The sequence below is a fragment of the Micromonospora sp. NPDC000316 genome, assembly GCF_042898885.1.
Classification (GTDB): domain Bacteria; phylum Actinomycetota; class Actinomycetes; order Mycobacteriales; family Micromonosporaceae; genus Micromonospora.
The window spans coordinates 714,616-728,357 of record NZ_JBIAZG010000002.1 but is presented as its reverse complement, the minus strand read 5'-3'; the positions used below and the strand labels follow the sequence as shown (position 1 = coordinate 728,357).

The 13,742-nt window shown below is 71.0% G+C and carries 12 protein-coding genes and 2 pseudogenes; 6 read left to right on the top strand and 8 right to left on the bottom strand.

The window, feature by feature from the left end; genetic code table 11:
- Positions 1–301: 301 nt before the first annotated feature.
- The 3 genes and pseudogenes from ACFY2Q_RS07890 to ACFY2Q_RS07880 all read right to left on the bottom strand — a co-directional run.
- A pseudogene (locus ACFY2Q_RS07890) lies at positions 302–934 on the bottom strand (LAGLIDADG family homing endonuclease); the annotation flags it as partial.
- Positions 932–1,360: pseudogene (locus ACFY2Q_RS07885) on the bottom strand (DNA gyrase subunit A); the annotation flags it as partial. The pseudogenes ACFY2Q_RS07890 and ACFY2Q_RS07885, both read right to left, overlap by 3 nt.
- Positions 1,361–1,392: 32 nt before the next feature.
- Complete coding sequence (locus tag ACFY2Q_RS07880) at positions 1,393–3,450, bottom strand: type IIA DNA topoisomerase subunit B (RefSeq protein ID WP_387128401.1); 2,058 nt, start codon at positions 3,448–3,450, stop codon at positions 1,393–1,395.
- A 341-nt stretch (positions 3,451–3,791) separates the two neighbouring features.
- Here ACFY2Q_RS07880 and ACFY2Q_RS07875 point away from each other — a divergent pair, with 341 nt between their 5' ends.
- Both ACFY2Q_RS07875 and ACFY2Q_RS07870 read left to right on the top strand, forming a co-directional pair.
- Positions 3,792–5,063 (top strand): hypothetical protein, encoded by a 1,272-nt coding sequence (locus tag ACFY2Q_RS07875; protein ID WP_387128400.1) that lies wholly within the window; start codon positions 3,792–3,794, stop codon positions 5,061–5,063.
- A 110-nt stretch (positions 5,064–5,173) separates the two neighbouring features.
- Entirely contained in the window at positions 5,174–6,037 is an 864-nt protein-coding gene (locus ACFY2Q_RS07870) for an alpha/beta fold hydrolase (RefSeq protein WP_387128399.1), read from the top strand.
- 18 nt (positions 6,038–6,055) lie between these two features.
- Here the strand turns inward: ACFY2Q_RS07870 and ACFY2Q_RS07865 are convergent, their stop codons facing one another.
- Positions 6,056–6,226 carry a hypothetical protein gene (locus ACFY2Q_RS07865; protein WP_387128398.1) on the bottom strand — a complete coding sequence of 57 codons (171 nt, stop codon included), beginning with the start codon at positions 6,224–6,226 and terminating at the stop codon, positions 6,056–6,058.
- 186 nt (positions 6,227–6,412) lie between these two features.
- On the opposite strand from ACFY2Q_RS07865, the gene ACFY2Q_RS07860 reads away from it, so the two are divergent.
- Positions 6,413–7,045, top strand: coding sequence for a hypothetical protein (locus tag ACFY2Q_RS07860; RefSeq protein WP_387128397.1), 633 nt, complete (start codon positions 6,413–6,415; stop codon positions 7,043–7,045).
- A 202-nt stretch (positions 7,046–7,247) separates the two neighbouring features.
- Positions 7,248–7,619, top strand: coding sequence for a hypothetical protein (locus ACFY2Q_RS07855; RefSeq protein WP_387128396.1), 372 nt, complete (start codon positions 7,248–7,250; stop codon positions 7,617–7,619).
- 48 nt (positions 7,620–7,667) lie between these two features.
- Here the strand turns inward: ACFY2Q_RS07855 and ACFY2Q_RS07850 are convergent, their stop codons facing one another.
- Positions 7,668–8,591 (bottom strand): DUF72 domain-containing protein, encoded by a 924-nt coding sequence (locus ACFY2Q_RS07850; RefSeq protein ID WP_387128395.1) that lies wholly within the window; start codon positions 8,589–8,591, stop codon positions 7,668–7,670.
- Between the two features lie 126 nt (positions 8,592–8,717).
- Between ACFY2Q_RS07850 and ACFY2Q_RS07845 the strand changes: the two genes are divergently transcribed.
- A complete protein-coding gene (locus tag ACFY2Q_RS07845) occupies positions 8,718–9,221 on the top strand; it encodes a DinB family protein (RefSeq protein WP_387128394.1) in 504 nt (167 codons plus the stop codon).
- 30 nt (positions 9,222–9,251) lie between these two features.
- Here ACFY2Q_RS07845 and ACFY2Q_RS07840 read toward each other — a convergent pair whose 3' ends face one another.
- Both ACFY2Q_RS07840 and ACFY2Q_RS07835 read right to left on the bottom strand, forming a co-directional pair.
- Positions 9,252–11,330 carry a glycogen debranching N-terminal domain-containing protein gene (locus ACFY2Q_RS07840; RefSeq protein WP_387128393.1) on the bottom strand — a complete coding sequence of 693 codons (2,079 nt, stop codon included), beginning with the start codon at positions 11,328–11,330 and terminating at the stop codon, positions 9,252–9,254.
- Complete coding sequence (locus ACFY2Q_RS07835) at positions 11,327–11,716, bottom strand: SCP2 sterol-binding domain-containing protein (protein WP_387128392.1); 390 nt, start codon at positions 11,714–11,716, stop codon at positions 11,327–11,329. Before ACFY2Q_RS07835 ends, ACFY2Q_RS07840 begins: the two co-directional genes overlap by 4 nt.
- A gap of 182 nt (positions 11,717–11,898) precedes the next feature.
- Here ACFY2Q_RS07835 and ACFY2Q_RS07830 point away from each other — a divergent pair, with 182 nt between their 5' ends.
- Positions 11,899–12,945, top strand: a complete 1,047-nt coding sequence (locus ACFY2Q_RS07830; RefSeq protein WP_387128391.1) for an NAD(P)-dependent alcohol dehydrogenase — start codon at positions 11,899–11,901, stop codon at positions 12,943–12,945.
- Between the two features lie 3 nt (positions 12,946–12,948).
- Here ACFY2Q_RS07830 and ACFY2Q_RS07825 read toward each other — a convergent pair whose 3' ends face one another.
- Complete coding sequence (locus ACFY2Q_RS07825) at positions 12,949–13,458, bottom strand: DinB family protein (RefSeq protein WP_387128390.1); 510 nt, start codon at positions 13,456–13,458, stop codon at positions 12,949–12,951.
- Positions 13,459–13,742 lie beyond the last annotated feature (284 nt).

Sequence of the window (13,742 nt, the reverse complement as noted above, 5' to 3'; positions counted from 1 at the left end):
ACTGGAACGACCGGTCGGCGAGGGGGACGCCATTGCGGTCCTTGCCGTACCGCACCTTCGGTCCACCGCTCGCCGAGAGCGAATCACGGAACGCCTGCCCGTTTTGGTCCCGAAACCAACCGCCACCTTGATGCGCTGCGGCGAATTCCGCGATGACCGGGCCGTACGGCAACCGGTCGTTGCCCTGTTTGCCGCTGTACCGGTAGTCGATCTCGGTGATCCGCTGCAGGCCGTCCTGCTTGTAACCGATCCGCACCCATGGCAGCAGCAACCGAGCAAGGTCTGCGGCGTCCCGCCCGCTGATCGAGAGACCAAACAGCGGGTTACCGTCGGAGGCACGACCGCTGGTCCAGTGGTGCCCATGCAACCCCAGGTCGGCGAGCATGGCGTAGATCTGCCGCACCAGCACCTCACTCGTGCTGACGAAGACGATCTCTCTAAAGCGCTTACGGACGTAGCCGTCACCGTCGAAGAAGCCGGCGAGGAACGGCACCCACGCCGACCGGTCCCGGATGATGTCGTCGGGCACGCGCTTGTCGCGGCTGAGCGGCTGTGCGGCCTCCAGCAGCCCTTCATGTCGAGCGAAGGTCACAATGTGTTGGTCGCGATGGAGCGGATTCTGCGCCTCGCGCTTGCCTCGGGAGACGTTCAGTCCGCTGGCGATGGCCCAGCCGTGGGCGACATCCAGCGGCTCGACGTCACACATGTGGATCCGGACACGACCGTCCGCATCGCGAGATCGCTGCACAGGGAACCCCTCAGCCACCAACAGCCCGCGCACATAGTCGTAGACGTCGCCAGCAGGAATCGACACCGCACGGCGGCGGCTCCCGTACGCCAGCGCCACCTGCCCCGCGAGATCCTGAGCCTCGACCCATCTGACTGAGAGGTCATCGGCTACCACGCGGAACCGTTGGCCCGGGGTTACGACCATCGTGTGCCCGTTGCTCCAGGTGACGCGTACGAGGTCGGAAGTCGGATTCCGATACACAGCATTCACCGGCACGGAGGCTCCGTCTCCGTCCAGCACGAGGTCCCCTACCTCGATCTCCTCGATTGGCCGTAGGCCATCGGGCGTGGAGACCAGTGTGCCGGCAACGAAGCAGTCGCCCACGATGCGCGCCGACTTCACGTGCCCACGGTCGGGGCGATAGCCCTGCTCGTACATCGACCAGAGGATGCGTCGGTGCACCGGCTTGAGGCCGTCGCGGGCGTCGGGCAGGGCACGGGAGTGGATGACCGAGAACGCGTACTCCAGATAGGAGTCGGAGACCTCGGTGACGAGTGGGTTGTCGAAGACCCGCGCGCCGGCCTGGTCGAACGAGGAGAGATCGACCTTGTTTTCCTTACGGCGTGCCATGACTCAGATCTCCACTCGAACGAAACGGGTGCTCATGCGTCGATCGCCTCGCGGTCGACGCGGTCGGCGGAGTCGATGAGCCAGTTGCGGCGCGGCTCGACCTTCTCGCCCATCAGCAGTTCGAGGATGCTTTCGGCGGCGTCCACGTCCTCGATGGTGATCCGGCGTACGGCGCGGGTGGCGGGGTTCATAGTGGTGTCCCACAACTCGTCGGCGTCCATCTCGCCGAGGCCCTTGAAGCGTGGGATGGGCGTGACGATCTGCTTGCCGGCCTTCTCCAGCTTGCGGACCGTCGTCTCCATCTCGGCCTGGGTGTACGTGTAGACGGTCTGCGGGTTGCGCCCCTTGGTGGTGATCTTGTGCAGGGGTGGCATCGCGGCGTAGAGCCGGCCGGCCTCGATCAGCGGGCGCATGTACCGCGCGAAGAGCGTGATCAGCAGCGTACGGATGTGCGCGCCGTCCACGTCGGCGTCGGCCATGATCAGCACTCGGCCGTAGCGCAGCGCGGACAGGTCGAACGTCCGCCCCGAGCCGGCCCCGAGCACCTGGACGATGGCCGCGCACTCGGCGTTGTCCAGAACCTGCTGGAGGTTTGCCTTCTGCACGTTGAGGATCTTGCCCCGGATCGGCAGCAGCGCCTGGTATTCCGAGGAGCGGGCCATCCGGCTCGTCCCGAGGGCGCTGTCACCCTCCACGATGAACAGTTCGCTGCGGTCGATGCCCGTGGCCCGGCAGTCGACGAGCTTCGGCGGCATCGACGCGCCCTCCAGGGCGGTCTTGCGCCGGGCGGCGTCCTTCTGTTGCTTCTGGGTGAGCCGCACCCGCGCCGCGTCGACGATCTTCTGGAGGACGACGCGCGCCTCGGCCTTGGTGCGCCTGTCGTCCAGCCACGCCTTGACGTGCGCGTCGACGAGGGACTGGATCACCTTGGTGATGCCTGTGGTGGAGAGCTCGTCCTTGGTCTGCGAGGTGAACTGCGGCTCCGGGATCCGCACGTGCACCACGGCTGTCATCCCCTCCAGGACGTCGTCCAGGGTGGGTGGCTCCTCCTTGGCCTTGAGCAGCCCGCGGGTGTTGCGGACGGCGTCGCCGAGGGAGCGGACCAGTGCCCGCTCGAAGCCCTTGCGGTGGGTGCCGCCGTGCGCGTTGCGGATGGTGTTGGTGAAGCACTCGACGGTGCGCTCGTAGCCGGTGCCCCAGCGGAACGCCACCTCGACCTCGGCGCGGCGTTGCACGTTTGACTGCATGACGCCGTTGGCGTCTGCGGCGTTCTCCCGGTAGGTGCCCTCGCCGTTGACGAGCAGGATGCCGGAGACGGGCCGGTCGCCGGCCGGTGCGAGGAACTCCACCATGTCGCTGAGCCCGTTGGGGTAGTGGAACCGCTCCTCGACTGGCATCTCACCGGTCAGGTCGCGCAGCAGGTAGCTCACGCCGGGGACCAGGAACGCGGTGTTGCGCAGCTTCGTGCGGACGGCGTCGACGTCGAGCGCCGCACCTGTCTCGAAGTAGCGGGCGTCGTGCCACCAGCGGATCGAGGTGCCGGTGCGGTGGCCGCGCTTCATCGCGCCCATCACCTGGAGGCCGGGGCCGGCGGTGAAGGGCGCCTGCGGGCCGTCGCCGTCGAAGATCCCGGGGACGCCGTGCCGGAACGACATCGCGTGGACCTTGCCGCTGCGGCGGACGGTCACGTCGAACCGGCGGGAGAGCGCGTTGACCGCCGAGGCGCCGACGCCGTGCAGGCCACCGGAGGTCTTGTAGCCGGAGCCGCCGAACTTGCCGCCGGCGTGCAGGCGGGTCAGCACCAGCTCGACGCCGGAGATGCCGGATTTGGCGTGCACGTCGGTGGGGATGCCGCGACCGTCGTCGTCGACCTGCACCGAGCCGTCGGCGTGCAGTGTCACCTCGACCTTTGTGGCGTGGCCGGCGACACCCTCGTCGGTGGAGTTGTCGAGGATCTCGTTGACGAGGTGACCCACGCCACGGCTGTCGGTGGAACCGATGTACATGCCGGGCCGCTTGCGGACAGCGTCCAGCCCCTCAAGGTGGGTGAGGTCATCGGCCCCGTACAGGGTGTCAGGCTCTGCGGTCAACTGGTCGTACTCCCCGGTCTCGGCGGTGTGCTGCCCGTCACCGGCGAGATCAGCCGGCGTGGCGCGCCGCAGCGAGCCTAGCCCGAGGCTAGGACAACCCCCGGAGGACCTACGCGACCCGCCGCGTCGCAGCCCTCAGACGTGAGCCAGCAAACACCCACGATGGTACGCGGGTTCGGCGGTCTCGGCTCGGGCAGCGCGCGGCCACTGACGGAACGCTACGTCCGCTCGGTCGTGTCATTCATTGAACGATTCCGTTACGGGCCATTGACGCCCGTCATGCGCGGGTGATCTGATCGCGCTCTCAGAGAATCTTTCATCTTTCGATGGATGGGGGCCCCATGCCCAGAATTCGGCGTACCGCGCTCGCCGCGGCACTCACGATCGTCACGGCCGCCCTGTCGACGGCCGTCGCGCTACCCGCGCCCGCTGCCGCCGCGCCCGCGGTGGCCGCACTGCCCACCGCCGCGGTGGCCCTCGGTGACAGCTTCATCAGCGGCGAGGGCGCCGGGGCGTACACAGCAGTTGTCGACGCCAACGGGGTCGCCCAGGGCTTCCCGGGCTGGACGGCTCCCAACAACAACGCGTACTTCTGCCACCGGTCGGCGAACGCCTCACTGAACAAGGCGAACCTGCCGGGCATCCAGAACCGGTTCAACCTCGCCTGCTCCGGCGGCCAGCCACACGACATCGCCAACGCCTCCGGCGCGCGGGCCAACGGCCGCACGGTCGCCGCGCAGCTCGACCAGCTGCGGGCGGTCGCACAGACCAACGACATCGACCTGGTGCTTGTCGGCCTCGGGTCCAACAACAGCTCGTTCACGTTCGGCAGCGTCGCGGAGAAGTGCGCCAACCGGTTCATCGCCGACGCCTGGACCGGCTGGTGGGAGTTCTGGGCATACCTGGGCGGCCCGGTGGAGCAGAAGCCGTGCACCGACGCCGACCTGGCCACCGCCGCACAGCTCAGCGCCGCCACCGCGGAGACCACCGCCGCCGTACGCCAACTGCTCACCACCCTCGACCAGGTGGACGCGGACGGTCAGCACCGGGTGGTGTTCCAGGACTACACAAACCCGCTGCCGTTGGACCTGAACGCCACGTTCCACAGCGAGGACAGCCGCGACGACACCCGGGACAAGTTCCGCGCCCTCGGCGCCGAGCGGTACGCGGCCGGCTGCCCGATCCACCGGGCCAGCCTCGCTCCCGGGCACCGCTTCTCGCAGGGCCTGGGCACCATCGTGAAGACCACCCGGGACACCCTCGCGGCCGAGTTCCCCGCCGACGACCTGGTCTACCTCAACGTGCAGCGGGCCTTCGACGGCGCACGGCTCTGCGAGACGACCACAAGCCCCACCGGCTCGCTGGCCACGCCGATCCGGTTGCAGGACAGCCCGAACGGCACATTCGTCACAAGCCTCTCCGGCAAGGACAAGATCGCCATTCAGCGGATCGCCAACACCTGCGTCAGCTACTTCCAGACCTGCCAGGAGTCGTGGCACCCGAACGCCAGCGGACACCAGGTGCTCGGCCAGTGCCTCGCCGGGGCGGCGACCACGAGCGCCCGCGCGGTGAGCTGCGTCCGGGCCGGCAACGGCACGATCACCGTCTCCTGAGCCAACCCCGCGTCACCGGAGGCCCCGCCACCCCGGCGGGGCCTCCGCCGGCGTCCGGCCGCCCGACCCGGCCGCTACCAGCCGGTAACCTCGGCGACTAGGCTGAGCCGGTGAACGGTGACCCGGAGTACGCGCAGGAGTTCGTCGACGTCGACGGCGCCCGAATCGGCGTACACATCTATCCGGAGCCGGACGGCCCGCCCGGCGCCCCGGTCGTGGTGATCTGGCCCGCGATGGGGGTCCGGGCCCGCTACTACCGTCCGTTCGCCGCCGAACTGCGCGCCGCCGGGCTGGCCGTGGTGGTCGCCGACCTGCGCGGCACCGGGACGAGCACCCCTGCGCCGAGCCGCGCCGACCGCTACGGCTACACCGAACTGGCCGGCGACGTGGGCGCCGTCCTGGCCGCGCTGAAGCCTCGCCTGGACGGACGTACCCGACTGCTGCTCGGCCACTCCCTCGGCGGCCAGGCCGCGCTGCTGCACCTCGCCCTGGACGGCGGCGACACTGTCGACGGGTTGGCGCTGATCGCCGTCGGCATCCCCTACTGGCGCGGTTACCCGGGCCTGCGCGGGCTCGGCGTGCTGCCGTACACCCAGGGGATCGCCGCCATGGCGGCGCTGCTCGGCGTCTGGCCGGGGTGGGGTTTCGGCGGCCGGCAGGCACGCGGCGTGATCCGCGACTGGGCACACACCGCGCGGACCGGCCGTTTCCCCCACCTCGACGGTACGGACACCGAGGCGGCGGTACGCGCGGTGCGGACACCCGTGCTCGCGATAAGCGTTGACGACGACCAGTACACCCCGCACGAGACAATGGACCAGCTCTGCGCGAAGCTCGCCGCCGCCCCGGTGACCCGCCAGCGCTACACGGTGGAGCAGGCCGGCACCGCGCTGGACCACTTCACCTGGGTACGCGCGGGCGCCCCGCTGGCGCAGCAGGTGGCCCGCTTCGCCGGCGGCCTTCCGCCCCGCTGAGTCGCGCCGCCCGCCGGCTTACTCGTCCTCGTCCAGCGGGACCAACTCGTCGTCGCGTTCCACCTGGATCTCGCCGTGGTCCTTGCGTGGAGCGACCTCGGCGATGTTCCTGTGCGGGTCGTTGCCCGGGTGCATGAGCACCGGGTCGGTGGTGGCGGTCTTCTCCCTGCTCTCCTCCGGCTGCGACATCGCGTCTCCCCCTCCGTCGGCGTCGGAGGGATCTACCCGCCACCGCCCCGACGACTCCTGTCACCGACCTCCGGACCCGGATGTCCGTGACGTGCCCGCTGGGACGGGGATCGGCCGGCCCGGGCCGGGGTTAGCGACCCGGGCGGCGGGTAAGCCGCAGCGCCCGACACGGCGGAAGGGGATCAGATGTCCGAACGGCATACCGCACTGCGCTCCATGCACGATCTGGGCTTGGCGGCCTGGTTCGGCGGCTCCCTGATGGGGGCCTTGGGCGTCAACGGCGCAGCGACGAAAATCAACGATTCAACCCAACGGCTCCCGATCGCATCGGCGGGGTGGTCCAAGTGGACTCCGGTCAACGCGGCAGCGATCGGCGCCCACCTGGCCGGCGCGGTCGGCGAACTGGTGACGGAGAGCCCACGCGTGGCCGCCCAGTCCGGGGTGGCCCGGGCCAGCGCACTCAAGACGGCGCTGACGATCGGCGCCCTCGCGGTGACCGCTTACAGCCGCCTGGTCGGCATGCGGCTGGAGAAGGCGGGCGGGCCACCGGTCAACGGCACCACCGAGCCGAATCACCAGACGCCGGCGAGTGTGGCGTCCTCACAGCGGCAGATGAAACTGCTCCAGTGGGCGGTTCCGGCGATAACCGGAACGCTTGTGGTGGTGACCGCGTACATGGGCGAGCAACAGAAGCCCGGCCAGGTTCTCCGGGGAATTCTCAATCGGTCCGGTGGGCTGATGAGCGCCCCGAAGTCGATGGCCAAGATGGGCATGAGCATGGGTGCCGGCAAGCGGCCGATGGCGATGGCCGGGCGCTGACCGCCCCGGCCCGGCCGGCGTCCCGCCGACACCTCGACGGCGGGGCGCCGGCCGGCCTGCACCGGGTACGACGCGCCGTCCCCGCACACCACGCGGCCGGCGGGCACGGCGGTCCGGGGCGCCACCACAACCCCGGGCGGCACAGCCGTCTGAGGACGGGCAATCGTCCGCCGGTTGCGGCGGACCGACGAGCGAGGTGGCCATGACGGCGCACGAGGGACGCAGTGGCGAGGGCGCCCGGCTGGAGCCGGAGGCGACCAAGCCGTGGAAGGCCGACGGCGGCTTCGACGCGGAACCGCCCTGGGGCACCGATGAGGACTCGCCGCTGGACGAGGGCAGCGAGGAGACGGCGGTGCCGCAGGGGCGGCGCGGGGAACGCCGCGCGGGAGCCCCGACGGGCCGGCACGACCCGGCCGGACGGCACGGCTTCGGCTCGGTGGAACCGACGCGTACGACAGCGGCCGGACCGACCGCGCCTCCGGACCCGGCTCCGAGCGGCAGGTCCTTTCCCGACGACGCGGACATCGACGACCGGGCGCAGGACGCGCTGCGCAGCCGGGGTCGACGCTCCTGAGGCGCCCGCCGGCCCGCCCCGCGTGCCGGCTGCCCGCCGGCCCGACAGTCAGCTGCCGGAGACCGCCGGGACTGTCGGCCGCCCGGCCTCGTCGCCGACCAGTGTCTCGGTGAGCACCTGCGCCATCCGGGTCGCGTCGCGCTGCGCCTGGCCGGCGCAGCAGTTGTTGAAGAGCACGTGCAGCTCGTCGGCCGGGTCGGCCACCTCGGCCAACCTCCCGGCCCAACGCCGCAGCTCCTCCTCGGCGTACGCGTAGCGGAACTTCTCCTGCTTGTCGCCGTCGTGCCAGGCGTCGCTGTGGCCGTGGAACCGGACGATCGCCGGCTCCGCAGTGGTGGTCAGGATCGGCGGCACCGACGACGGGTGCCCCTGGGGCATGTCGACGCAGACCAGCGACAGGTCGTGGGCGCGCAGCAGGTCCAGGGTGTCGGCTGCCGCCGGACCGTCGAACCAGGACCCGTGCCGCAGCTCCACAGCGACCCGCCACGGCCGGCACCGCTGCGCCAGCTCGACGATCCGGTGCTGCGCGGCGGCGCCGCGCGCCAGCCACGGCGGGAACTGCAACAGCACCACGCCCAGCTTGCCGGCGCCCGCGATCGGGGCCAGCGCCGCCCGGAACCGGGCCCACAGCTCGTCGTACGTCGACTCCGGCAGGTCCCGACGGCGGACCCGGCTCGGGCCGACGGCCGGACGAAGGTCGCGGGGCAGCGTGGCCACCGGAGTGGGGTGGCCGGTGAAGAGGCTGAACGCCTTGACGTCGAATGTGAACTCGTCAGGTGTGGCGTCCACCCAGCCCTGGGTGACCTCCGGCACGGGGATCGCGTAGTAGGACGTGTCCACCTCGACGAGCGGGAACCGGGTGGCGTAGAAGCCCAGCCGTCGGGCCGGCGTGTTCGCCGAGCGCGGGTACCACCCCGAGCGCAGCAGCGACTGGTCGGCCCAGGAGGACGTACCCACCCTAATGACACCCATGTTGTTCAGTGGACCGCTGTCCGGGCGGATTGGCAACCGCTGAGGGCTTCCGGGCGTCCCGTCCCGGAAAGTGTCGGTCCGTCGCCATACCCTCGGGCGAACCCACGACTACGGAGGGACGTCACCATGACCAGCACCACCCAACTCACCGGCGAGCGGGCCGACCTGTTGCAAGCGCTGCGCCAGCACCGGAGTTTCCTGCTGCGCACTGTCGACGGGCTGACCGACGAGCAGGCGGCGACCCGCAGCACCGTCAGCGAGCTGTGCCTCGGGGGCCTCATCAAGCACGTGGCCGGCATCGAGGAGCAGTGGATGCGTTTCGCCGTGGGCGGCGCCCAGGAGATGCAGCGCGAGGCTTTCGACTGGGCCGGTCAGTTCCGGATGGCACCGGGCGAGACCCTCGCCGGGCTTGTCGAACGGTTCCGTGCCGTGGCCGACCAGACCGACGAGCTTGTCGGCACCCTCGACCTGGACGCGGCCCACCCGCTCCCCGATGCGCCGTGGTTCGAGCCGGGGGCGACCTGGACGGTTCGCCGGGTGCTGCTGCACGTGATCGCCGAGACGTCCCAGCACGCAGGGCACGCCGACATCCTGCGCGAGACGATCGACGGCGCCAAGACGATGGGCTGAGCCTCGGCGCGACCCCTCCTGGCCGGGGGGTCAGCGCTGGGGCTTCGGTGAGCGGGGTGCCGTGCGGTCTCCGGCGTAGGCGTCCAGGCGACCCCATCGGCCGGGGATGCCCAGCAGCTCGACGCGGCCGAAGCCCGCGGGCAGGGCCGGGTTCACCAACAGGTTGTCGCCTGTTGGTCGCAGGCCCAGCAGGGTGCCCAGCAGCATCAGCAGCGCCCCCGACGACCACGACTGGGGGCGACCCGCAAGTGGCAACTGGACCGGATACTTCGTCAGGCTGCGCTCATAGCCGGCGATCACCTCCGGCACCGCCCCGCCGAGCGTCTGCGCCATGTCGAAGATGCCTGCCGCGATCTTGGCCGCCTGCGCGTCGAAGCGGTAGTGCCGCAGCCCGGCGGCGATGAGCGCGTTGTCCGACGGCCACACCGACCCGAGATGCGAACCCATCGGGTTGTACCGCCGCTGCTCGGTGGCGAAGGTCCGCACACCCCAGCCGCTGAACAGCCGCGGCCCGACCAGGTGCTCGGCGACCGCCTCGGCGCGATCGTCAGGGACGATCCCGCTCCACAGCAGGTGCCCGATGTTCGACGACAGGGCGTCGACGGGCTCGCCGTACGGGTCCAGGGCCAGCGCGTAGTACTCCCGGTGTGGCAGCCAGAAGTCCCTGTTGAACCGCTCCTTGAGCGCCGCCGCCTCCCGCTCCAGCCGGTCGGCGTACTCGGGGTCTCCCCAGCACTCCCGGGCCAGTCGCGCGCCGCGCCGCTTGGCGTCGTACGCGTAGCCCTGCACCTCGCAGGTGGCCCGAGGAAAGGCGGGCTCCCGCCCGTACGCGTCGACGATGGCGTCTGCGGAGTCCTTCCAGGACTGGTTGACCACGCCGTGCCGCTCGTTTCGGCGCTGGTAGCGCAGGTAGCCGTCGCCGGTCAGGTCGCCGTACTCGTCGATCCAGTCCAGCGCCATCCGCGCCGGGTGGCGCAGTTCGCGGACCAGGTCGGCGTCGCCGGACCAGCGTTCGTACTCGTCGAGCAGGACGACGAACAGCGGGGTGGTGTCCACCGCGCCGTAGTACCCGGCGGTCGGCCGGTCGCCGAACGCCGCCGATTCGCCGTAACGCGCCTCGGCCAGGATCTTGCCCGGCTCCTCCTCGTGCTCGTCGTCGAGCCGGCTTCCCTGCAGCAGGGCCAACATCCGCAGCGTCGCCTGGGTCAACTCGGGGGTGAACGCCATGGTCTGTAGGCAGGTGACGATGCTGTCCCGCCCGCACAGCGTCATGGCCCACGGCAGGCCACCGACCGGCACTCGCTCGCTGTATGCCAGCGGCGTGTACCGCAGCGCCGCCAGGTCGGCGAGGCTGCCCTGGTACATCCGCTCCAGACTGTTCCGCTCGGCAATCAGCTGCGGCGCCCGGTCCAGCCAGGTCGTCAGGTCGTCGCGCATCCCACCGCCGATGTCGCGCTGGTGGGACTCCAGGCTGGCACGCACGTCCCGGCCGCCCTCGCTGAGCATGGTCGTGGCGACGTGCAGTGTGGTCTCCCACGTACCTTCGGGTGCGACGCGGATCCGGAATGTCAGTCCCCGCTCGTCGATGTCGGCGGGGGCGGTGCTCATCACGGTGGTCACGCGGACGAAGCGTTCCCGTTGGTAGCGCAGCACCAACCGTTGGTCCCTGGTGTCGACGGTGACCTGGACGTCGCGCTGCCGTGGGCCGCCGTTCTCGGCGACGTAGGCGATGTCCGCAATGTCGGCGAAGTCGTTGCGGACCTCCATCCGCACGGTGAAGTCGGCGGGCTTGGACGAGTGGTTGAGCACTGTGATCCGCTCGTGCATGCGGTCGTGGATCGAGCGGTGCCGGATGACCGACACGTCGGCGTCGATGTAGTGACTCGCCACGCCGGGCACCAGGAAGAACCGGGTCTCGTAGTACGCCATGTCGTCGCGGGAGAGGGCGTTGAGTCGTTCCCCGTCGACGCTGAGCACCCAGTGGGACAGGAAGCGGGTGTCGAACGAGAAGAGACCGACAGGCGCCCGCGGATCGACCTCCATGTCGCCCTGGGCGTCGCTGATGGCGAACACGTTGCCGGCGACGACGTGCACCTGCTCCTGTTTCACGACCGCCCCTCCCGTTGCTCCAGAGCGGCCCGGCCCAGCTCGCGGGGGTGCCGCGCGCCGGGCGGGCCGGGAAAGATCCGCCGCAGCAGCATCAGCAGCGCCATGTTGCCCCGCACGGTCAGCTCGTTGCGCACCAACGCCACCGCGAGGTGCATCTGGCCGTTGGCCAGCTGGTCGAAGATCGCGCGGGAGGCCCTGACCACCAGGTCGGCGTCGTCGGCCGACCGGGTCACCTGGACGTGCTGGTCGGCGATCGTCAGGTACCAGTGCTCGGTGCAGCCGTCGCTGCGGATGTCCAGCCGCACCGTCCCGGCGGTGGTCTCCGGCAGTTCGGGACGCCGACCGGCGCCCAGGTCTCGCAGGAACTGCTGCGCGGTCGTGGCCATCACGTCCCCTCTCCCGGCATAGCGGCAGGATCACCGACGTCCGGGTGAGTCCGGTTCACCCGGACCGGGTGACGCCGACCCGAGCGGCGGGGTCGCCCCCGGATCGGGCATCCGAAACCGGCTGTTTGCCGATCTTTCGAGTGGGCAGGCACCGGCAGAGCCAGACCAACGGGAGGTATCGGATGCGTGCGCTGCGACTACGGCAGTGGAAGTCGGAACCGGAACTGATGGAGGTCCCCGAGCCGACGCCCGGCCCCGGTGAGGTGGTGGTACGCGTCGGCGCGGCCGGCGCCTGCCACTCCGACCTGCACCTGATGGACGAGTTCGAGCCCGGCACCGTGCCGTGGAACCCGCCGTTCACGCTGGGCCACGAGAACGCGGGGTGGGTGCACGCCGTCGGCGACGGCGTGCGCGGGCTGACGATCGGTCAGCCCGTCGCCGTGTACGGCCCGTGGGGCTGCGGCACCTGCGCCCGCTGCCGCGTCGGCGTCGACCCGTACTGCGAGAACCCGGCCGGCGCGCCGGTGCCCGGTGGCGGCGGCGGGCTGGGCCTGGACGGCGGCATGGCCGAGTACGAGCTGGTGCCGGACGCGCGGCACATCGTGCCGTTGCCGGACGGGTTGGATCCGGTGGACGCGGCGCCGCTCACCGACGCCGGTCTCACGCCGTACCACGCCATCCGGCGCTCCTGGGCGAAGCTGCCACCGGGCAGCACCGCGGTCGTCATCGGGGTCGGCGGGCTGGGCCACGTCGGCGTGCAGATCCTCAAGGCCACCACTGCCGCCCGGGTGATCGCCGTGGACAACCGCGCCGAGGCGCTGCGGCTGGCGACGGAGTGCGGCGCCGACCAGACCGTCGCCGCCGGGCCCACCGCCGCGGAGGAGATCCGGGCGGCCACCGGGGGCCGGGGCGCCGACGTGGTGCTCGACTTCGTGGGCGCGGACGCCACCCTGGCGCTCGGTGTGGCGGTGGCCCGCACCGTTGGCGACCTGACGATCGTGGGCATCGGCGGCGGCACCCTGCCGGTGTCGTTCTTCTCGGTGCCGTACGAGGTGAGCATCGCCACCACCTACTGGGGCAGCCGTCCCGAGCTGGTCGAGGTGCTGGAGCTGGGCGCTCAGGGGCTGGTCCGGCCGAAGACCACCACCTTCGCGCTCGACGACGCCCTCGACGCGTACCGCCAGATGCGTGCGGGGACGCTGGAGGGTCGGGCCGTGATCGTGCCGTGACGGTCAGCGGGCCTCGAGCAGGCCTCGGACGTAGTTGGCCTGGCCGGCGTGCTGCTGGTCGTCCTCGGCGATGCTGACCAGCCGCACGCCGAGGGTGACCGGCGGGTCCCATGCCTCGTCGACGACGCGGTCCAGGTCCGCCGGTCGCAGCCCGGCCAGGAACGATCCGGTACGCGCCGAGACGGCCGCGTAGTAGTCGATGAGCGCCTGCGCGCTCTCCGGGTGCACCGCCGCGACCTGCTCGGCCGAGTGGCCGTAGCCGGTGTCGTCCGGGTCCGGGGTGAGCCCGAACCGCCCCGCCCAGTCGCCGCTAGCCCAGATCTGCTCGGCGTCCAGCAGGTCGGCGACGTGATGGTCCTGGACCCGGGTGAGGTGCCAGACGAGCCAGCCGATCGAGTTGGCGCCCGGGCCGGGTGCCCAGCGCAGTTGCTCAGGGGTGAGCCCGTCGACCGCCGCGCGGACGAGGTCGGGCAGCCGGTCGTACGTCTCGGTCAGCAGGTCACTCACGTCCACGGGTCACGCCTCCTGGTCTTGTTGCGGATCAGGTACCGCCGACGCCGACGCGTCAAACCTCGTCCGCTGTGATGATCGTGCCCCGTGACCGTCCGCGGCGCGACCACTGACCTCGGTGCGGAATGTCCGGTTTGGCAGGCGGCAGTCGGGAAAACGCAAACAAGCGGTGCGAACCTGGCCGGGCGTGGGATGGTTCGACGTGGATGCCGTACCGGTGTCGACCCGTCCTGGGTGGCCCGGCCGGTGGCGTGGGTGCACACCGCGCGCCGAGGGCGGCTTCGACG